Raw genomic sequence first — 20,941 nt, forward strand, 5'->3', positions numbered from 1 at the left:
GGGAGGACCACATGAAGCGCGCCAAGTCCGACTTCGATGCGTTTTTCCAAAGCTATGTACGGGCCTATAATCGCTCCTTAGGCGAGAGCGTCGATGTGCATGGGATACGATCTCATTTTTCGGAAAGCTTTATTGCTGCCGGTCCCGGCACGGTGATGACGGGCGACAATGACGAAACTTTCTCCGAAACCCTGCAAAAGGGCTACGCCTTCTATAAATCCATCGGCACCAGAAGGATGGAGGTCACCGGCGTCGAAGTGACCGATATCGACGAAGAACACTATCTCGCAAAAGTCGGCTATCAGGCCCAATACGAAAAGGATGGCGAAGCAATCGCCATCCCATTTTGTGTTTCCTACCTGCTAGAAGAGCGCGACGGGCGCCTCAAGGTTTTCGGCTTCGTGGCCGGCGACGAAATGGAACTCTATCGTCAGCATGGCCTTATCGAACGCTAAGCTCCGGGAACCGCTGCCGGTTCTTCAGTCTCGGCGGGAGCCTCCGGGTCGGCAGGTGCTTCAGCATCAGCCGGTGCCTCGGCAGCAGGGGCTTCTGTCGCAGGTTCAGTTGTTGCCGCACCATCCGCCGGCTCGGCTGCTGCCGGCTCGTCAGGTGTGGGGGTCGGCAGATCTTCGGCATCGTCGCCAACATCGCCGCCTGCGGCAGGAGCATCTTCGATTGTCGTTCCGCCCCCGGTGGTAGTGGCGGTCTCATCATAAGTCGCCGTGCTGAACCAATAAACCAGCGCAAACAGGATCACGAGCCCGATCAATCCAAAGATCAAGGCACGGGAATTCATCTTGCGGCTATTGCCTTGCCGCACTTCACTTTTGGTAAGGTCGGGCCTGTCGTCGGTCATCCTTGCATCCCTCTTCAGCCAGGGCCCTTCCGGCGCCCCTATTGGTCCGGCCGCCACGCGGTCGGTTGGGATTAACGCTACGAGTACGCTTCCAGTTCCGACCATTGAAATGCTCAAAAATCGAACAGACGAAAATAGCGTTGAACATCGCGCTGGACGCAGCTTGATGCGCCTTGCGCTGCAATATGGGTAGCCACATAGTGTTACGCCCAAACGTTCGCCAAGGGGCGGCGGCAGCGCCGTCGCTTTTGAGTTGAGGAACAAGAGGTTAGCATGACCGACGCCGCCACGCTCGCAAGGATGATCCGCGCCGGTCGTGGGCTGGAGCCGGCCGATCTGGTGATCAAGAACGTCCGTCGCCTGGACGTCATCACCGGGGAAATTACCCAAACCGACATCGCGATCGTCGCCGATCGGATCGTGGGCATATCGGGCATATACGGGTCGAGATCGGAGATAGACGGAAGAAATCGCTTCGCTGTACCGGGGTTTATCGACACGCATGTGCATATCGAATCTTCGCTGGTTACTCCCTTCGAATTCGACCGCTGCGTTCTGCCCCACGGAGTGACCACGGTCATCTGCGACCCCCATGAGATCGCCAACGTGCTCGGGGCAGCGGGGATAAGATATTTCCTCGATTGCGCCGAGCGGACGATCATGGATGTGCGGATCAATCTTTCCTCCTGCGTTCCGGCAACACCGTTCGAGACGGCGGGGGCGCGGCTTGAGATCGAGGACCTGCTGCCCTTTGCCGATCATCCTCAGGTGATCGGGCTGGCCGAGATGATGAATTTCCCTGGCGTGCTCGCCGGTGACGCTGGGATACTGGCCAAGCTCGAAGCGTTTCAGCATCGCCACCTCGACGGTCACGCGCCGCTGCTCTCGGGGGCCGACCTCAATGGATATCTGGCGGCAGGGATCAGGACCGACCACGAGGCGACGAGCGCGGCCGAGGCGCGCGAGAAACTGGCCAAGGGCATGGCGATCCTCATTCGGGAGGGATCGGTCTCAAAGGATCTCGATGCGCTGGCCGAAATCCTCGACGAGAACACTTCGGCCTTCGTGGCGCTGTGCACCGACGACCGCAATCCGCTCGATATCGCCGAGGAGGGGCATCTAGATTCCTCGATCCGCCGGCTGATCGCCCATGGCTGTCCGATCCATCACGTCTACCGGGCCGCCTCGCTCTCGGCGGCGCGCATCTTCGGGCTCAAGGATCGCGGACACGTGGCCCCTGGGTGGCGGGCTGATATCGCGCTGCTCGACAGCCTGGAAGAATGCCGGGTTTCCGATGTCATCGCGGCTGGCCGGCATGTGACGGCCGATATCTGGGCGGCACGCAAACCGGTGGCGCCGGTGGGACTGGATTCGATGAAAGCCAAGCCGGTCGAACCCGAAGCCTTCATCACCGCACCAAATCCCGACCATAACGAAGTGCCGGTGATCGGGGTCAAGCCGGGGCTGATCCTCACATTCAGGGAAAACGCCGCGCTGGCGTCGGACGAAAGCGGGCTGGAGCCGGATATCGATGCCGATGTCATCAAGGTCGCGGTGATCGAGCGGCACGGGATCAACGGCAATATCGGCCGGTCCTTCGTCAAGGGTTTCGGTCTCAAGCGCGGTGCCATCGCTTCATCGGTCGGCCATGACAGCCACAACATCACAGTGGTCGGCGTGACCGACGAGGACATGGCGCTGGCCGTCAACCGGCTGATCGAGATCGGCGGCGGTTTCGCTGTGGCCTGTGAGGGCGAAATCCTGGCCGATTTGGCGCTACCCATCGCCGGGTTGATGAGCCCGGAACCCTTTGAAATCGTGACCGAACACCTTGAGCACCTGCGCGAAGCGGCCAAGGCACTCGATTGCACCCTGCCCGAACCGTTCCTTCAGGTCGCGTTCCTCGCCCTGCCGGTCATTCCGCACCTCAAGATGACGGACAAGGGACTGTTCGACGTCGACAAATTCGATTTCGTCTAGGGCGCCAAGCCCGCTTCCATGGTGGTTTCCACGGGGGTGCCCGGGTCGCCATCCACCGCCGCCTCGATGAGCGGCTCCAGCCGGTCAAGCAGGTAGTTGAGGCTGAGCGGGGTGGCGAATGAGAAGGCGCCCGAGAGGAGATAATCGGCGAATACCTCCCGGCCCTCCTGGTGTGCGGTGAGCCGCTCGCGCAGAGCCAGACCTTCGATGCGCTCGACACTGCCCGCGCCGATGATCCAGACCAGAAGGTCGGCTTCGAGCAAGGTCAAATCTTCTTCGGAAATTTCGACGTTGAAATCGCCTTCCTCGCCAAGAGCGTCAATTGCCGCGGGGGTGGAGAACCCGAGCTGTTCGAGAAGCTGAGCGCGAATATCGACCGAGCGATAAACACCGGGATAGGTGACGTTGAAGGCGATAACCGCCTCCATCCCATTCCACTCGGGATGCGCGGCGGCAATGGAGGTAATGCGCGCCTCGAGATCGCTCACCAGCCGGTCCGCCCCGTCCTCCTGCCCCAAAATTCGACCTACCGTGCGTGCGCGCTCGGCCCAGGGAGTGGAAAAGTCGGTGTACTGCGCCTCGGCGGCGACCACCGGCGCGATGCGGGACAACTCGTCATACTGTTCCTGGGTGAGCCCGGATCCGATTCCCTCGATCACATCGGGTTCCAGCGCCGCGATCTGCTCATAATCGATCTCGGTGAGCACGAAAGGCTCCGCATCGCCTAATGCACCCTGTGCCCAAGGCCAGACCGAATGGGGAAAATCACCATACCAATGCCGCAGTCCCACCGGGACAACGCCGAGCGCCAGGTAATGGTCAGCTCCGCTATAGGTGAGCGTAACCACCCGTTCGGGCTGGTCATCGATCACGGTGGTGCCGAAACGATGTTCGAAAGTTTGCGGGAACTCTTGCGCCGCGGCGGACATTGCCAATCCAACCGCGATGGCCATCCCCCACACCCATGCCGCTCGTCTCATTCTGCCCACCCTCATCAAGGACACTGATCGAGTGATGTTCATGAATTAACGTGATCAGGAAAGTCAAGTTTATATGCAGCATCCCGCCGGGCTTGATTAAGCCATTTTCACCATTATCTCTTGAGCCATGGACAAAGAGCGCACTCGTTTAGAACGCCTGTTTCTTCGCCTTGAAGCACGGTTTCCGCGCTTTGCGATGATTATCTACGTGCTGCGTCAACCCTGGGCGATGCTTATCCGCATTCCCTTGGGCATCCTGCTGGTGCTGGGCGGTATTTTGTCGTTCTTGCCCATCCTGGGCATCTGGATGCTGCCGCTGGGCCTGCTGCTGCTGGCCATCGACCTGCCGTTCCTGCAGCGCCCCATGAGCGCCACCCTGCTGCGCGGCGAACGTCAGTTCAATCTCTGGCGCCGCAGCCGGCGGGACAAAAAGGCCGCCCGCAACGGCGAAACGCAGAAGACGCGGCCGATGCCGCGCCTCCCCAAAAATCACACCGATTATCCCTGAGCTTTCTTCTCGCGCCGCTTGGCGTGCAGGATCGGCTCGGTGTAGCCCGAGGGCTGCTGGGTGCCTTCCAGCGCCAACGCCAAGGCGGCTTGGAAAGCGGTTGAATTTTCCGGATCGTCGCTCATGCGCCGATAGGCCGGATCGCCCGCGTTCTGCTCGTCCACGACCTTGGCCATGCGCGTGAAAGTCGCGACCACCTCGTCCTGCGTCACAACCCCATGCCAAAGCCAGTTGGCGATGGCCTGGGAGGAAATCCGGCAGGTCGCGCGGTCTTCCATCAGACCCACATCGTTGATGTCGGGCACTTTCGAGCAGCCCACCCCCGCATCGATCCAACGAACGACATAGCCCAGGATTCCCTGCGCATTATTGTCGAGCTCGCGCTGGATCTCTTCGCCGCTCAGCGTCGAGGGGTCGAGGGCGGGCATGGAGAACAGTTCGGTGAGGGTCGGGATCGGCTCGTTGTGACGCCGCTTCTGGGCCTCGAACACATCAACCTCGTGATAGTGCAACGCATGCAGCGTCGCCGCCGTAGGCGACGGCACCCAGGCACAATTGGCTCCGGCCTTCGGGTGCCCGATCTTCTGTTCCATCATATCGGCCATGGCATCGGGCTTGGCCCACATGCCCTTGCCGATCTGGGCGCGTCCGGTAAAGCCGCAGGCAATGCCGATGGTGACGTTACGGTCCTCATAGGCCTGCAACCAGCGCTCGGCGCGCACCTTGTCCTTGGGCAGAACAGGACCGGCTTCCATGGAAGTGTGGATTTCGTCGCCGGTGCGATCAAGAAACCCGGTATTGATGAAGAACACCCGCTCGCGCGCCGCAAGGATGCAGGCCTTGAGATTGGCCGAAGTGCGCCGCTCCTCGTCCATGATGCCGATCTTGATGGTGTTGAGCGGCAGGCCGAGAATTTTCTCCACCTCGCCGAACACATTGCAGGCGAACAGGACTTCGGTGGGCCCGTGCATCTTGGGTTTGACGATATAGATCGAGCCGGTCACCGAATTGGCGCGGCGCTTCAAATCGTGCATGGCACAAAGGGTCGTGACGATCGCATCCATCAGCCCTTCGCCGATGGGCTCATCATCGGCACCGAGCACCGCGTCGGTGGTCATCAGGTGCCCGACATTGCGCACGAGTTGCAACGCGCGTCCCTTAAGAGTCAGGGCTGAGCCGTCCGGTGCCGTGTAGGTCCGGTCGGGATTGAGCCGCCTTGTCATCGTCTCGCCGCCCTTTTCGAAGGTTTCGGCAAGATCGCCCTTCATCAGACCGAGCCAGTTGCGATAGACGCCGACCTTGTCCTCGGCATCGACGGCGGCGACCGAATCCTCGCAATCCTGGATGGTGGTCAAAGCGCTTTCGACGATCACATCGGCCAGATGCGCCGGATGGTCCTTGCCGATCGGGTGCTCGGGATCGATCACCAGTTCGATGTGCAGGCCGTGATGGGCAAGCAGGATGCGGGTAACGCCTCCGGCCCGGCTATAGCCGGCAAAGGCCTCGGGATAGGCAAGCCTGGCGGGACCATCCTGGCTTGCGATCACCAGTTGCGCGACGTCGCCCGAGGTGTCGATGCCATAGCGGGTCACGGCCCAGTGCTTGACGCCGAGCAGCGGAAACGCTTCGTCGAGAAAATGTCCGACCCGCGCGAACACCTCGCCGCCGCGCTTGGGGTTGTACGCCTTGCCCGGGGCCAGATCGCCTTCGCGCGCGATGGCATCGGTGCCATAGAGCGCATCATAGAGGCTGCCCCAGCGGGCGTTGGCGGCATTGAGGGCATAGCGAGCGTTGGACACCGGAACCACAAGCTGCGGACCGCAGAGCGTTGCGATCTCGGGATCGAGATTTTCGGTTTCGATCCGGAAATCCTCCGGCTCGTCCTCGATATAGCGGATGTCCTTGAGAAACCCGATATAGGCCGCCGGGTCCTTGGTTGCGGGGCCGTTGTCGCGGTGCCAGTCATCGATCTGGCTCTGCATACGGTCGCGGATTTCCAGAAGCTCGCGATTGCCCGGCATGTAGGTGGTTACGAGTTCGGCGAAACCGGACCAGAAGGTGTCGGCGGTGACATCGAGCCCGCTAAGCGCTTCGTTTTCGACGAACGCGGCAAGCTGCGCATCGACCTTGAGGCCGGACCGGTCCACATAATTGCTCATCGACGCTTCCTCTGATGTTTGCTGTTGCAACGCCTAGCGTTGCCTCGCCGTTTCGCCAAGCCGGTTCTCAATATGCTTCCACGATGTGGAAACGAAGCGACGTTTGGCGCCCTTGGCCAGTGCTGCTTCTGGATTCCGGGAACAAGTCCCGGAATGACAGGCGGGGTGGTGGCTTAGCCGTGCCAAATCCCTCCACTATTTTACCCTCAGCCCAGCCTGCTCTTGGCCGCTTCACCCGCAACGTATGTTTCGGCGATCACCCGGTCGTCGCCGCAGGTCTGGAGCAGGAACAGTTCTTCGGAAAGACTTTCGACCTGCTCCATCTTGAGCGTCATATGCGGCAGGGCATGGGCATCGAGCACGACGATGTCGGCGTCGGCGCCCGGTTCGAGCGATCCGATCTTGTGTTCGAGCGACAACGCCCGGGCATTGCCCAGGGTCATCATGAAAAAGCTTTCGAGCGGGGACAGGCGCTGGCCGCGCAATTGCAGCACCTTGTAGCCTTCGTCGAGCGTGCGCAGCATGGAAAAGCTCGTGCCACCGCCGACATCGGTTGCAACCCCGATCCGCACATTGGCCTCCAACATTTTCCGGCGGTCGAAAAGGCCCGACCCGATAAAGAGATTGGAGGTGGGGCAGAAAACGGCGACCGAGGCGGTTTCGGCGAGGGCCTCGATCTCGCGATCGTTCATGTGAATGCAGTGGCCGAGCAGGGTTTTGGGGCCCAACAGGCCATAGTGCTCATAGATGCCGACGTAATCGGGGAGGTTCGGGTAAAGCTCCTTGGCGAAAGCGATCTCGCCCAGACTCTCGTTCACATGTGTCTGGATGTAGGCATCGGGGAATTGCCGCGCGAGATCCTGGGCCATTTCCAATTGTTCGTGGCTGGAGGTCAGCGCGAAACGCGGGGTGATGGCGTAGTGGAGGCGACCTACGCCGTCCCATTTGGTGAGCAGCACCTTGGTGTCGTCATAGCTCTGCTGCGGCGTGTCGCGGAGACCTTCGGGCGCGTTGCGATCCATCATCACCTTGCCGGCGATCATCCGCATGTCGCGCTTTTTGGCTTCGGCAAAAAACGCCTCGGCCGATTGGGGGTGGACGGTGCAGTAGACCGCGGCCGTCGTGGTGCCGTAACGGACCAGCTCGTCGCAGAACAGCGACGCGATGCGGGCCGCGTGGGTCTCGTCGGAAAAGCGCTGTTCCTCGATGAAGGTATAGGTGTTGAGCCATTCGAGCAGATCCTTGGCGTAAGAGCCGATGACCTGCATCTGCGGGTAGTGAATGTGGGTATCGATGAAGCCGGGCAGAATGAGACCGGGGCGATGATCGACGATCTCAGCCTTGGGGGCGACGAGGGAGAGGGCATCGCTCCATTCACCCACCGAGACGATCTTACCCTCGGCGATCACGACAGCGCCATCCTCGATATAGCGATAGCTGGCGTGGTCGTCCGAGCCGGCGGGCTCGGAAACGAAAGTCAGCAGCCGGCCGCGCAGGATCTTCGATTTCACAGGCTCTGCTCCCCGGTGACGGACTGGTACCACGTGACCAGCAGCGCGCGTTCGGCGTCGGTCATCATCGAAACATTGCCCGGCGGCATGGCATGACTGCGGCCGGCCTGGAGATAGATCTCCCGCGCGTGTTCGGCGATCAGTTCGGGGGTGTCGAGGCGCACGTCCCTGGGGGCGATGGGAACGCCTGCATAGCCCGGCTGAGCCGCATGGCACATGGCGCAGCGGCCCTGGACGGCCGACGACACTTGCTCGAAATGCGGATCGGCCATGAAGGCCTGGGCGGCAGTGCTGGCCAAGGCCGACTCGGTTGTTCTGGGGTAGCTCGAGAGCCAGATGGTGCCGAGAAAGAGGATCAGCGCCAGCGCGAAGGTCCAGTAGGGGCGCTGGCCGGTCGCGTGCATGGTGTTGAAGAAGTGGCGGATCAGCGCGCCGATGAGGAAGATGAGACCCGCGATGGCCCAACTGTATTGGGTGGCGAAGGCTAGCGGGTAGTGGTTGGAGAGCATGAAGAACAGGACGGGAAGCGTCAGGTAGTTGTTGTGGACGCTGCGCTGCTTGCTCTGCTTGCCCAGCGCCGGATCGGGAGCTTCGCCGGCCTTCATCGAAGCCACGATCTTTTTCTGGTTGGGGATGATGATGAAAAAGACGTTGGCCGACATGATGGTCGCGGTGAACGCGCCCATATGCAGGAATGCGGCGCGGCCGGTGAACACCTGGGTATAGCCCCAGGCCATGGCGAGCAGGATGACAAAGAGCACCAGCATCAGCCCGTTCTGGCTTTTGCCGAGCGGGGATTTGCAGAGCAGGTCGTAGAGCACCCATCCCAGCGCCAGCGAAGCGAGCGAGATGGCGATCGCGACCGGCGCGCCGACGTCGAGGACGGTGCGGTCGATGAGGAAGAGATCGGCGCCGGCGTAATAGACGATGGCGAGCATGGCAAAGCCGGTGAGCCAGGTGGTGTAGCTCTCCCATTTGAACCAGACCAGATGCTCGGGGAGGTTGGGCGGGGCGACCATGTATTTGTTGATGTGGTAGAACCCGCCCCCATGGACCTGCCATTCCTCGCCCTGCACACCTGCGGGAAGGTTGTCGTGCCGGCGCAGGCCGAGGTCGAGGGCGATGAAATAGAAGGACGAGCCGATCCAGGCGATGCCCACGATCACGTGCGTCCAGCGCACGGCGAAGGCCAGCCATTCCCAAAACAGCGTGAAATCGGTCATCTGTTGCCCCAACTCAGTTCTTTGCCACGGCGCGCACGATTTCGGCCGCGGTCAAGGCCGCGATCACTTCCGGCCGCTTGTCTTTGACGTCCGCCCCGCCGATCGGCATGGTCAGCCGATCCATCAGGGCGATGTCGTGCCCCATGTCCGACAGCCAGCTTTTGAACGTCGCCCGTTTCGTTTTCGACCCGATCATCCCGACATAGAGCGCATCGTTGCGCAACAGCGCTTCGGAAGCGATCAGGAAATCGAGGCCGTGATCGTGGGTGAGAACGACGAAGCAGGAGGCCGGCGGCGCCTCGCGCACAAGCGCTTCCTGCACCGGGACGTGCTTGGCTTCAACGCCCGGGGGAACGCGGGCGATTTCGGCGGCGCGGTTATCCACCAAAAGGGTCCGGAAGGGGAGAAGCGAGAGCGCCTGGCCCAAGGCGTTACCCACATGGCCGGCGCCGAAGACGTAGACGTGGGTTCTGGCGGCGTATTCGGTTTCGGCGCGGGCGCGGAGGATTCGGGCGACATCGTCGTCGACGGCCCGCATGCCGATGGCGACGCGACCGCCGCAACATTGGCCGATCTCCGGACCGAGAGGGATGTCGAGCGCGGCTGCGGCTTCACCCGAGGCGACGGCTTCGCGGGCGCGGGCTATGGAGAGGAATTCGAGTTGGCCACCGCCAATGGTGCCGATCTCTGCATCCGGCGCGACCAGCATCCAGGCGCCCGCCTCGCGGGGGGTGGAGCCCTTGGTTTCGGTGACTTCAACGAGGACGGTATTGCGATGACGGTCGAAGAAGTCTCGGAGTAGCTGTGGGGTAACGCTCATGCGTCGCGCCCCGCCGCAAGCCCAGCGCCCCCCTCATCCGACCTTTCGCTCCGCGAAAGCCCACCTTCTCCCACCGGGGGAGAAGGGCAGCGCGAAGCAGCGCTTCGGAAAGTGCCGCAACTGCTTCCAAAAGAGTCCGCGCCGTTCCCAGAGGAAAAGGGGCAAGCGCCCGTGTTTTCGCTGAATGGCCGCCGAGGGCTACCCTTCTCCCCTGGTGGGAGAAGGTGGCCGCGAAGCGGTCGGATGAGGGGGGCGCAGCTTGTCGGCACCCACTGCCGCTGGTCGCAATATCGAAGCGTTGGTTCCTTCACCGCCCCGCCTCGCGCTTGAGCCGCTCGACCGTCATCAGCACCCGCTCAGGGGTTGCCGGCGCGTCCATGCGCGGGGCGATCTTGTAGTCCGCGACGCTCGCCACGGCCATGGAGATGGCTTCGAGCACAGAGATGGCCAGCATGAAGGGCGGCTCGCCCACGGCCTTGGAGCGCCGAATGGTGGGGGCCTTGTTTTCCGACCACTCGGCGAGCCTGACGTTGAAGATCTTCGGCACGTCGGAAACCACGGGAATCTTGTAGGTCGAGGGCGCATGGGTGCGGAGCTGGCCCTTGGCATCCCACCAGAGCTCCTCGGTGGTGAGCCACCCCATGCCCTGGACGAACCCGCCCTCGATCTGGCCGATGTCGATCGCCGGATTGAGGGATTTGCCGACATCGTGCAGCACGTCGGCCCGCTCGACCATGTATTCGCCGGTCAGCGTATCGACCACCACTTGGGAGCAGGCGGCACCATAGGCGAAATAGTAGAAGGGCTTGCCCTTGCCGGCTGCGCGATCCCAATGGATATCAGGTGTCTTGTAGAACCCGGCGGCCGAAAGCTGCACACGGGCGAGATAGGCCTGATCGATGAAATCGGCCCAGTCATGGCGCTGATTGCCGACCATGACGCAATTGGGCTCAAAGCTCACCGCATCTTCGGGGACGTTGAATTTCTCCATGGCAAAGCGGACCAGCCGGTCCTTGATCTGCCCAGCCGCGTTGGCGGCGGCCATGCCGTTGAGGTCCGACCCCGAGGAGGCGGCCGTCGCCGAGGTGTTGGGCACCTTGCCCGTGGTCGTTGCGGTGATCTTGACCTTGTCGAGATCGATCTGGAAGCAATCGGCAAGGACCTGGGCGACCTTTACATAAAGCCCCTGCCCCATTTCGGTGCCGCCGTGATTGAGATGGACCGAGCCGTCGCGATAGACGTGCACCAGCGCACCGGCCTGATTGAAGGCGGTGAGGGTGAAGCTGATGCCGAACTTGACCGGGGTCAATGCGATACCGCGCTTTAAAACCGGAGATGATTTGTTGAACGCCACGATATCGGCCCGGCGCCGGCGATAGTCGGCGCTCGTTTCGAGTTCATCGACCAGCCGGGCGATGATGTTGTCCTCGACCCGCTGGTGGTAGGGCGTGACGTTCCGGTCTGTATCGCCGTAGAAATTGACCTTGCGGATATCGAGCGGATCCTTGCCCAAGGCATAGGCGATATCCTCGATCCAGCGCTCGCACCCCACCATGCCCTGCGGCCCGCCAAAACCGCGAAAGGCGGTGTTGGAGACCGTGTTGGTCTTCAAAGGCTGGGAGACCAGCCGGACGTTTGGGTAGAAATAGGCGTTGTCGGCGTGGAAAAGCGCCCGATCCGTAACCGGTCCGGAAAGGTCGGCGGAAAAGCCGCAGCGCGCCGCATAGGTGGCATCCACCGCTTCGATCCGGCCTTCATCATCGAACCCGACTTCATAGTCGACAAGAAAATCGTGCCGCTTGCCGGTGGCGACCATGTCGTCGTCGCGATCGGGACGAATTTTCACGGCGCGGTTGAACTTTTTAGCCGCGATCGCGGCCACCACGGCAAAGAGGTTGCCCTGTGTCTCCTTGCCGCCGAACCCGCCGCCCATGCGGCGTACGACGACGTTTACGGCGTTGGAGGGGACGCCCAGCGCATGGCCGACCATGTGCTGGACTTCGCTGGGGTGCTGGGTGGAGGAATGGACGGTGACGTCGTCGTCCTCGCCGGGCATGGCAAGGGCGATCTGGCCTTCGAGGTAGAAATGATCCTGCCCGCCAATGGCCATCGAGCCGCTGATGCGGTACTTGGCGCCGAAAAAACCGGCGGCCACGTCCCCGCGTTCGAGCTTCATGCCCGGCGTCACCAGCGCTCCGCCGGCCTCGCGCGCCGTGGGGATGTCGGGAAGGAAGGGGAGCTCGGTATAGCTCACCTGCGCCAGCTTCGCCGCCCGCCGCGCTGCCTCGCGGGTTGTAGCGATGACGGCAAAGAGCGGCTGGCCATAGAACTCGACCCTGTTTTGCGCAAAGATCGGCTCGTCGTGCTTGCCGGGCTGTGAGATGTCGTTGTGGCCGGGGATATCCTGGGCGGTGAGGACGCCGACCACGCCTGGAGCGCCCCTGACCGCTTCGAGGTCGAGCGACTGGATTTCGCCATGCGCGCAGGTGGAAAGCCCGAGATAAGCATGCAGGGTGCCCGCCGGTTCGAGCATGTCATCGATATATTCGGCAGTACCCGAGACGTGCTTGTGCCCGGAATCGTGTTTTTGCGGCTTGTGCACGCCACCACGGATGATGGGCTTGGGATCGAGGGCGGTCATGGGCGAGCCCCAGGCGTGGTCGCACGCCGAAGCGCAGCGCCCCCCTCATCCCCAGCCCTTCTCCCACCAGGGGAGAAGGGAGCTCTTGGGGCGATGTTTGAGGTCTTGCCGAAGCGCTGCGGACGTCGGATGAGAGAGGCGCAGCACAGACCAAACACATCAAGGAAGGTGGCCATGGCTGTCTCAGCGCACCCCTCATCCGACCGCTTCGCGGCCACCTTCTCCCTCGAGGGGAGAAGGGCAGGTCGAGGCAGCGTTCGGGCAAGAGCTGCTACGCTGCCAAATGAGCCCCCCTCTCCCCCTGAGGGAGAGGGGCTGGGGGTGAGGGGTGCGCTGAGCTTCGGCAAACGCAGCAGGTCGTGCTGGTCCATCACGCCACCTCATACCGCACGATATGCGCTGGCCCTTCGCTGGTTTCGAGATAGAAGCGCTTCAAAAGGTTCTTGGCGGCCAGCATCCGGTATTCGGCGCTGGCGCGCCAATCGGTGAGTGGGGTGAAATCGGCCTCGAATTTTTCGACAGCCGCTTCGATGCTCTCCATGGTCCAGGGCCTGCCGACCAGCGCTGCCTCGACAGCCCGCGCGCGCTGGGGTGTTCCCGCCATTCCGCCATAGGCGATGGTAGCCTCGGCCACGGTGCCTTCGATCACCTTCACTCGGAAAGCACCAAGGGTGGCGGTGATGTCCTCATCGCGCCGCTTGGTGACCTTGTGAACGGCAAAGAGTTGATTTTCTTTCGGCAGGGAGACAGAGATCGCCTCGACGAACTCGCCCTTTTCCCGATCCTGTTGGCCATAGGCGATGAAGAAATCCTCAAGCTTCACCACGCGGCGCGCATCGCCCTTGCGCAAGGTCACCTCGGCACCCAGCGCGATCAGCGGCGGCGGGGTGTCGCCGATGGGCGAGCCATTTGCGATGTTGCCGCCGATGGTGCCCATGTTGCGCACCTGCGCGCCACCGATGCGGTCGAAAAGCCCGGCCATCTGCGGAATGTGCTCGGCAATGGTTCTGAACGCGCGCGAGTAGCTCACTCCCGCTCCGAAGACGATGCGGGAAGGTTCGATGCCGATCTCGCGCATCAGATGGCCGATGATCACCACCGGGGCGATGTCGCGCATGAATTTTGTGACCCAGAGGCCCACATCGGTAGCGCCGGCAACGATGGTGGCCTCGGGTGTTTCCTCGAGTACTGCGGCGAGATCGTCCACATCGGCCGGGATGATGGTTTTGCCGCGCGAGCTCTCGACCACCACGCGGCGGCCGTCATTGAGCGCCGCCAGCTTTTCCAAGATCTTGGCGCGTTCGGTGTTGAGCGCGTCTTCGAGCGCGCTGCCGTAATTTGAAACCGCCTGGACTGCGCGCACGATGGGCGCATAGCCGGTGCAGCGGCAGAGATTGCCCTGTAGCGCCTTTTCGATCTCGGGCACCGACGGATTGGGATTGGTGAGCCATAGCCCGTAAAGGCTCATCACGAACCCCGGCGTGCAGAAGCCGCACTGGCTGCCGTGGTAATCGACCATCGCCTGCTGCACCGGATGCAGCGCGCCGTCGCGGCCTTTCAGATGCTCGATGGTCACCACATGCTTGCCGTCCAGCATGGTGACCAGGCCGATGCACGCATTGGCGGCCTGATAGCGTACGCTGTCGCCCTCCCGCTCCCCGATCAGCACCGTGCAGGCGCCGCAATCGCCCTCGGCGCAGCCTTCTTTGGTGCCTCTCAATGTGCGGTCGAGACGCAGGAAATCGAGCAATGTCCGATCCGGGGCGATATCGGTGAGTTCGACCAGATCGTCATTGAGATAGAAGCGGATCGCCGCGCGCGGGTCCAAGGGTCAGCTCCCGCGATAGGTCGAATAGCCAAAGGGCGAGACGAGCAGCGGCACATGGTAATGCGCTGCGGGATCGCTCACCCGGAAATCGACGGCGACCACGTCGAGGAAGGTAACGGGCATGCCGTTGATGCGGCTGAAATAATCGCCAACATGGAAGCAGAGCCGATAGGCCCCTGCGGCCAATTGCTCGCCCTGGAGGAGCGGTCCGTCGCATCGCCCGTCGTCATTGGTGATGACCGAGGTTTCGAAAATCGCCTCCTCGCCGTCCACGCGGTAGAAATCGATGGTCATGCCACGGGCGGGATGGCCGTTGGCAGTGTCGAGCACGTGGGTGGTGAGCCGTCCTGTTCCAGTCATCAAAGCTCCAAGCGCCATTGGATATCCTTTCGACTATCAACCCAAAAATCGGCAGGCGAAAGGGGGCGGGATCGGAATTTTTTACCACATGGTCGAAAAATTCGAGTCTAAGGTGTGATCCTCTTTTCTTGCTGGAGCTCCCATGCGTTACCCCCGCGATCTCAGAGGCTATGGTCCCAATCCGCCCCACGCCGACTGGCCGGGGGGCGCCAATGTGGCGGTACAGTTCGTGCTCAACTACGAGGAAGGCGGGGAGAACAATGTCCTTCATGGCGACCAGGGCTCGGAAGCATTTCTGGCCGACGTGATCGGCGCCACGCCCTGGGCTGGGCTGCGGCACTGGAACATCGAATCCATGTACGAATACGGCGCACGGGCGGGGTTCTGGCGGCTGCATCGGCTGTTTACCGAAAACGGATTGCCGGTCACCGTCTATGGCGTCGCGACCGCGTTGATGCGGGCTCCCGAGCAGGTGCAGGCCATGCTCGACGCCGATTGGGAGATCGCCTCCCACGGGCTCAAATGGGTCGAGCACAAGGACATGGCGCGAGAGGAGGAGGCAGCCCAGATCGCCGAGGCGGTGCGGCTGCATGCGGTGGCGACTGGCTCGCGGCCGCTGGGGTGGTATACGGGGCGGTGCTCGCTCAACACGGTGGACCTGGTTTCCGAGGAAGGCGGGTTTGCCTATGTCTCCGACACCTATGACGATGATCTCCCCTATTGGCGGGTCCACAACGCCAAAGTCCAGCTCATCATCCCCTACACGCTGGCCAATAATGACATGCGGTTCGTCACGGCCTCGGGATTTGCCAATGGCGAGGAGTTCTTTTCCCACCTCAAGGACACGTTCGACTGCCTCTATCGTGAAGGGGAGGACGGCGCGCCCAAGATGATGTCGATCGGGCTGCACTGCCGGCTGGTGGGTCAGCCGGGGCGGTTCGAGGGGCTGAGGCGGTTTGTCGAATATATTGGAGGGTTCGAGAAGGTCTGGGTGGCCAAGAGGATCGATATTGCGCGGCATTGGGCGGAAAGGCACCCGTATCAGCCGGCAAGGCTGGTGCCCTCGCAAATGGACGCCGAGACGTTCATGGCGACCTTCGACGGCGTTTTCGAGCATTCTCCGTTCATCGCCCAGCGGGCGTTCGAGGCGGAGTTGGGACCGGTCAACGATACCCCGTTCGGCATCCATTTCGCGTTGCGCAATCAATTCCGCATGGCATCGGAGGACGAGCGGCTGAACGTGTTGCGCGCCCATCCCGATCTTGCGGGAAAACTCGCGGCGGCCAAACGCCTGACGGAGAGTTCGACGGCGGAGCAGGCCTCGGCGGGGCTGGACGCGCTGACCGACGAGGAGCGGGAAACCTTCACTGAACTCAATACGCGGTATGTCGAAAAATTCGACTTTCCCTTCATCATTGCGGTGCGCGACAACACCAAGGCCTCGATCATGGAGGCGTTCCGGCGGCGGATCGAGAACGATCGCGATACCGAATTCGCCACCGCCTGCGCGCAGGTGGAACGCATAGCGCAGCTGCGGATCGAGGCGCTTTACGCCGGCTGACCGACCGCCTGCTCGATCGACCGGAGCATGCCCTTCCATGCGTTGGCCGTTTGCTCGATGTAATCGGCCCATTCCGCGCCCATTTCGTGACTCATGGTGGCGACGCAACCGCTCCCTTCCGGGGTGATTTCAAGGGTCACCGTGGAATTGTCCTCCTCTTCCTCCTCGGGCGAGGTGAACCAGGTGAAGACGAGCCGGTTCGGCCGTTCCAGGGCGCGGTAATACCCCCAGGTCTCGGTTTCTTCTCCGTCACGGACATCTGCGAAGAGAAACCGCCCGCCGACCCTGGGATCGATCTTGATCCGGGTCACGGCGGAGGACGGATCGCGTTCCTTGAGATTGCGATCCCCCCAGGCGCGCACCTTTGCCGAGTCGAGCCAGGAATCATAGACCTGCTCGGGCGCGAGAGTGACGAACGTGTGCCGTGCGACCGCTGTGACGGTACCGGTCATTTGTAAAAGCCTTCGCGCAGATTGATGCCATGTTCGACATAAGCCTTCATGGCAGCCAGCATGCCCGTCCAGCCCTCGCAATTGCCGTAGGAGGATTTGAGACCCGTTTCGGTCTGCTTCCAGCCTTCCTCGGTGATCGAGACGAGCGTGCGGGTATTATTGTCGAGCGGCTCGAAACTCATGGTGACCGTGGTTTCGTATTCGCCTGAATCATCGGGCTCGGGCGCAGCGCCCCAGGTGAGGACGATCTTTTCATCCGGCACCACTTCGGCCACATGAACCGGGAATGCGCCGGGGAAATCGTGGAAGTCCCAGGTGACCGTGGCGCCGGTTTCCAACCGGCCTTGGGCCCCGCCGGTGGTGAAATAGCCCGAGAGCTTCCTGGGATCGGCCACCGCCTCGAACACCTCGTGCACCGGCTTGGATATCCGGCCCGATACCGTGAATTTGAAGTCCATTTCCTCACCTCTCCTTGCGTTTTCGCCATTATGTTATAAATTTATAACATGTCAAGTGACGATGATTCGGACAAGATCTTCAAGGCACTGGCCGACCGGCGGCGGCGGGCGATACTCGATGCCTTGAAGGATGAGCCGAAAACCACCGGGCAACTCGTTGCGCTGTTTCCCGAGATCGACCGCTGCACAGTGATGCAACACATGAAAGTGCTTGAGGCAGCGGGATTGATCGTGGCCCGCAAGGAGGGGCGCGAGCGGTGGAACCACCTCAACGCGCTGCCGATCAAATCCATCCATGACCGCTGGATCGGCGACTACGCGCGAAACGCGGTGAGTTTGATGTCGCGGCTGGAGACTGAAATTGGGGCATGAGAAAACCTCCGACGGCCATGGGCCTCGGGTTGTGACGGGATAGACGGCCTGGGGCGATGAACGCCTCGTGCTGTATTTGTTAGTATGAAGCGATCATCGCCCCATGCGCTCGGGATTTTGGGCTTATGGCGGCGTTCTCGGGCTGGGGGTTGTTGGAAAAGCCACCGTTGCCGATGATTTCCCGCTGCCCCTCCGGGTTTCCCCGGTTCGACGTGGGAGTGATTGGATTGGTGGTCCGCTCACACCTTTTGTCCACATCCGGCCATCTGTCCGCTTTGGGCCTCCGCTGGGACGACTCCCAACGGACCCGAACCGATCCCGCCCAAACGTTCGTAGCGCTTGCGTCCATATGTGCGGGGTCGTGAGAGGGAGTATGGGGCAAGCGCAGGGGGCGGGGATAAGTTTTTTGCAAAGCCTGCCTTGGGAGCAATCGCCGACATCTCCCCCAGCGTGTCACCCCGGGCCTGACCCGGGGCAAGGTATGCGCGCCGCTTTCGGCTCTTGCCATGACGCCAGCTCAGCGCCCCCCTCATCCCCTGCCATTCGAGCCCCCGCCTTCGCGAGGGGCAGGCTCCGCTCTCATGGCCTTCTCACCTCCAATCGTGCCACCGGCACGATTGGCCAAAGGACGGTTCGAAGTCTCCCACCAGAGGAGAAGGGGGCTCTTGGGGGAGCGTTGCGGCTGGGGCACAGGCGCTGAGTGTACTGGATCCCGGCTCAAGGCCGGGATGACGGTGGTGGGGTGATGGTGGGGATAAGCCGTTGGGCTGCCGGAGACCTCGGCGGTGGAGCGTGTTGAGGGTCGGAGGCGGGGCTGTGCCGTGCCTCACCCCCACCGTGTCACCCCGGGCTTGACCCGGGCAAGGTATGCGCGCCGTTTTCGGCTTTTGTGATGACGCAAGCTCCGCGCCCCCCTCATCCCCTGCCATTCGAGCCCCCGCCTTCGCGAGGGGCAGGCTCCGCTCTCATGGCCTTCTCACCAGGGGAGAAGGGGCTCTTGGGAAGCGTTACGGCTTGGGCTCAGGCGCTGAGTGTACCGGATCCCGGCTCAAGGCCGGGATGACGGTTGGGGGTGGGGTGATGGTGGGGATAAGCCGTTGGGCTGCCGGAGACCTCAACGGTGGAGCGTGGAGAGGATCGGAGACGGGGCAGCGCCCTGCCTCACCCCCACCGTGTCACCCCGGGCTTGACCCGGGGCAAGGTATGCGCGCCGTTCTCGGCTCTTGCCGTGACGCAAGCTCAGCGCCCCCCTCATCCCCAGCCCTTCTCCCACCAGGGGAGAAGGGGCTCTTGGGGCATGTTCTTGAGAGAAGCCAGGAGCGCTGTGCTGGTGTGTACCCCCGTTCCCTTCTCCCCTGGTGGGAGAAGGTGGCCGCGGAGCGGTCGGATGAGGGGGCTCGGCATATCAACGGGCACCGGCGGTGATTGGTGAAGCTCAGCGCACCCCTCATCCGTCTCGCCCTTTGGGCGATCCACCTTCTCCCTCAAGGGGAGAAGGGCGATTAGCGCAAGCGTTACGGCCAGAGTCTTTTCGCTCGTGGACTCAAGCCTCTCCATCGTCTTCGTTCTCGGACTTAATCCAGGGACGAGAAAACGAGGGGGATGAGAAAGAAACGAGAGCGGCGCATACCTTGCCCCGGGTCAAGCCCCGGCGCGACACGGGTGGGGAATGGAGCAAGAGAGTGAACCGAGAAGAGGATGGAGCACGGGGAGGATGGAGCATGGAGAGAACGGAGGTGCGAAGCATGTGTTCGGGTTGGTTGTACGGTCGCGGAGCCGGACGCCGGGTGCTGGCGGCCGCATCCCAGCCATGTTCCCCTGCCCGTTTCTGCGCTATCACTCGGGCTCAAGGCAAAAACATCAGAGTCGCACATGACCGACCGCACCTATGCCAGCCCGATCGGCGGGCACCCTGGACAGACCCAGCTATTGACCGACCGCGCGGTGTTCACCGAAGCCTATGCGGTGATCCCCAAGGGGGTGATGCGCGATATCGTGACCAGCGCCCTGCCCTTCTGGGACAAGACGCGATTGTGGGTGCTTTCGCGTCCGCTGTCGGGGTTTGCCGAGACGTTTTCACAATACATCATGGAAATAGAGCCCGGAGGCGGGAGCGAGAGGCCGGAGGCGGACCCCGAAGCGCAGGGGGTACTGTTCCTCGTTTCGGGTACGTTGACGCTGACGATCGCGGGCGCGACGCATCGGATGGCGCCGGGAGGGTATGCCTACATTCCACCGGCCAGCACCTGGAGCGTTACCAACGAGGGAAGCGAGCCGGTGCGCTTTCATTGGGTGCGCAAGCGCTATGAGAAGGTGGAAGGGCTCGATACGCCCGAGCCGTTCGTTACCTCCGACAATGACATCGAGCCCATCGCCATGCCGGGAACCGAGGGCAAATGGGCGACGACGCGGTTCGTCGACCCGGCCGACCTGCGCCACGACATGCATGTCAACATCGTGACCTTCGAGCCCGGTGCGGTGATCCCGTTTGCCGAGACCCATGTGATGGAACATGGGCTCTATGTCCTTGAAGGCAAGGCCGTTTACCGGTTGAATCAGGATTGGGTGGAGGTCGAGGCCGGCGACTATATGTGGCTGCGCGCCTTCTGCCCGCAGGCCTGCTATGCCGGCGGACCGGGGAAATTCCGCTATCTACTCTACAAGGACGTCAACCGCCACGCCAAGCTGGGCAGCCCATGAGCCGGGCGATCACCATCGCGCCGCTGAGCCCGGACGCCTTTGCGCCCTTCGGGCAGGTGCTGACCACAGAGGGCGCGCATCACTACCCGATCAACAACGGGATGACCGAGCGCTTTCATGATCTCGCCAACGTGGAGATCGGTGGCGAGAACGGGCGGACGCTGATCTCGATCTTTCGCGGCCAACCTTATGAACTGCCGCTGACCTTGAAAATGGTCGAACGCCATCCACTGGGTTCGCAGGCGTTCATGCCGCTGCACGACCGGCCGTTCCTGGTGATCGTGGCACCCGATGAAGGTGGACGGCCGGGGACGCCGCTGGTCTTTCTGACCCGACCGGGCGTGGGGATCAATATCGGACGCAATGTCTGGCACGGGGTGCTGACCCCGCTCGAGCAGGAAGGGGCCTTTCTGGTGGTGGATCGCGGCGGAGACGGGGTCAACCTGGAAGAGTTTTTCTTTGAGGAGCCGTTTATCGTCGGCGGCTAGGCGGGTGGACGCAGCTACGCGCTTGTGCGCGGGGCGCGCTGTAC

General features: G+C 62.3%; 18 protein-coding genes. 7 read left to right on the forward strand and 11 right to left on the reverse strand.

Annotated features, from left to right (window positions below; translation table 11 throughout):
* The first annotated feature begins 11 nt into the window (after positions 1–11).
* The gene (locus NO932_RS14140; protein ID WP_309207932.1) at positions 12–455 is read left to right on the forward strand and encodes a nuclear transport factor 2 family protein; all 444 of its coding nucleotides are present in this window, start codon (positions 12–14) and stop codon (positions 453–455) included.
* Here NO932_RS14140 and NO932_RS14145 read toward each other — a convergent pair.
* On the reverse strand, positions 452–856 hold the full coding sequence (locus tag NO932_RS14145) for a hypothetical protein (protein WP_309207933.1): 405 nt from the start codon (positions 854–856) through the stop codon (positions 452–454). The genes NO932_RS14140 and NO932_RS14145 overlap by 4 nt on opposite strands.
* A gap of 273 nt (positions 857–1,129) precedes the next feature.
* Here NO932_RS14145 and ade point away from each other — a divergent pair, with 273 nt between their 5' ends.
* Entirely contained in the window at positions 1,130–2,836 is a 1,707-nt protein-coding gene (ade, locus tag NO932_RS14150; RefSeq protein ID WP_309207934.1) for an adenine deaminase, read from the forward strand.
* Here the strand turns inward: ade and NO932_RS14155 are convergent.
* Complete coding sequence (locus NO932_RS14155; RefSeq protein ID WP_309207935.1) at positions 2,833–3,789, reverse strand: ABC transporter substrate-binding protein; 957 nt, start codon at positions 3,787–3,789, stop codon at positions 2,833–2,835. The two genes, ade and NO932_RS14155, sit on opposite strands and share 4 nt — an antisense overlap.
* Before the next feature lie 154 nt (positions 3,790–3,943).
* On the opposite strand from NO932_RS14155, the gene NO932_RS14160 reads away from it, so the two are divergent.
* A complete protein-coding gene (locus NO932_RS14160) occupies positions 3,944–4,324 on the forward strand; it encodes a hypothetical protein (RefSeq protein ID WP_309207936.1) in 381 nt (126 codons plus the stop codon).
* On the opposite strand, the gene NO932_RS14165 is transcribed toward NO932_RS14160, so the two are convergent.
* The 7 genes from NO932_RS14165 to uraH form a co-directional block, all read right to left on the reverse strand.
* On the reverse strand, positions 4,315–6,483 hold the full coding sequence (locus NO932_RS14165) for a malate synthase G (RefSeq protein WP_309207937.1): 2,169 nt from the start codon (positions 6,481–6,483) through the stop codon (positions 4,315–4,317). The genes NO932_RS14160 and NO932_RS14165 overlap by 10 nt on opposite strands.
* 206 nt (positions 6,484–6,689) lie before the next feature.
* Positions 6,690–7,994 (reverse strand): guanine deaminase, encoded by a 1,305-nt coding sequence (gene guaD / locus NO932_RS14170; protein ID WP_309207938.1) that lies wholly within the window; start codon positions 7,992–7,994, stop codon positions 6,690–6,692.
* Entirely contained in the window at positions 7,991–9,217 is a 1,227-nt protein-coding gene (locus tag NO932_RS14175) for a urate hydroxylase PuuD (RefSeq protein WP_309207939.1), read from the reverse strand. The genes guaD and NO932_RS14175 overlap by 4 nt, the downstream gene beginning before the upstream one ends.
* Positions 9,218–9,230: 13 nt before the next feature.
* A complete protein-coding gene (xdhC, locus tag NO932_RS14180; RefSeq protein WP_309207941.1) occupies positions 9,231–10,037 on the reverse strand; it encodes a xanthine dehydrogenase accessory protein XdhC in 807 nt (268 codons plus the stop codon).
* Between the two features lie 307 nt (positions 10,038–10,344).
* Positions 10,345–12,678 carry a xanthine dehydrogenase molybdopterin binding subunit gene (xdhB, locus tag NO932_RS14185; protein ID WP_309207942.1) on the reverse strand — a complete coding sequence of 778 codons (2,334 nt, stop codon included), beginning with the start codon at positions 12,676–12,678 and terminating at the stop codon, positions 10,345–10,347.
* A 370-nt stretch (positions 12,679–13,048) separates the two neighbouring features.
* Positions 13,049–14,506, reverse strand: a complete 1,458-nt coding sequence (gene xdhA / locus NO932_RS14190) for a xanthine dehydrogenase small subunit (protein ID WP_309207943.1) — start codon at positions 14,504–14,506, stop codon at positions 13,049–13,051.
* Between the two features lie 3 nt (positions 14,507–14,509).
* Entirely contained in the window at positions 14,510–14,884 is a 375-nt protein-coding gene (gene uraH, locus NO932_RS14195; protein WP_309207944.1) for a hydroxyisourate hydrolase, read from the reverse strand.
* Between the two features lie 124 nt (positions 14,885–15,008).
* On the opposite strand from uraH, the gene puuE reads away from it, so the two are divergent.
* Positions 15,009–16,427 carry an allantoinase PuuE gene (puuE, locus tag NO932_RS14200; RefSeq protein WP_309207945.1) on the forward strand — a complete coding sequence of 473 codons (1,419 nt, stop codon included), beginning with the start codon at positions 15,009–15,011 and terminating at the stop codon, positions 16,425–16,427.
* Here the strand turns inward: puuE and NO932_RS14205 are convergent.
* Together NO932_RS14205 and NO932_RS14210 are read right to left on the reverse strand one after the other, a co-directional pair.
* Positions 16,415–16,879: an SRPBCC family protein gene (locus tag NO932_RS14205; RefSeq protein ID WP_309207946.1), complete on the reverse strand. Its 465-nt coding sequence runs from the start codon at positions 16,877–16,879 to the stop codon at positions 16,415–16,417. The genes puuE and NO932_RS14205 overlap by 13 nt on opposite strands.
* Positions 16,876–17,337, reverse strand: coding sequence for an SRPBCC family protein (locus NO932_RS14210; RefSeq protein ID WP_309207947.1), 462 nt, complete (start codon positions 17,335–17,337; stop codon positions 16,876–16,878). The genes NO932_RS14205 and NO932_RS14210 overlap by 4 nt, the downstream gene beginning before the upstream one ends.
* A gap of 48 nt (positions 17,338–17,385) precedes the next feature.
* On the opposite strand from NO932_RS14210, the gene NO932_RS14215 reads away from it, so the two are divergent.
* From NO932_RS14215 to NO932_RS14225, 3 genes are all read left to right on the forward strand, one after another.
* Positions 17,386–17,709 carry a metalloregulator ArsR/SmtB family transcription factor gene (locus NO932_RS14215; RefSeq protein ID WP_309160328.1) on the forward strand — a complete coding sequence of 108 codons (324 nt, stop codon included), beginning with the start codon at positions 17,386–17,388 and terminating at the stop codon, positions 17,707–17,709.
* Between the two features lie 1,872 nt (positions 17,710–19,581).
* Positions 19,582–20,409, forward strand: a complete 828-nt coding sequence (locus NO932_RS14220; RefSeq protein ID WP_309207948.1) for a bifunctional allantoicase/(S)-ureidoglycine aminohydrolase — start codon at positions 19,582–19,584, stop codon at positions 20,407–20,409.
* Positions 20,406–20,897, forward strand: coding sequence for an ureidoglycolate lyase (locus tag NO932_RS14225; RefSeq protein ID WP_309207949.1), 492 nt, complete (start codon positions 20,406–20,408; stop codon positions 20,895–20,897). The genes NO932_RS14220 and NO932_RS14225 overlap by 4 nt, the downstream gene beginning before the upstream one ends.
* Positions 20,898–20,941 lie beyond the last annotated feature (44 nt).

It is taken from the genome of Pelagibacterium sp. 26DY04 (assembly GCF_031202305.1).
Classification (GTDB): Bacteria; Pseudomonadota; Alphaproteobacteria; order Rhizobiales; family Devosiaceae; genus Pelagibacterium.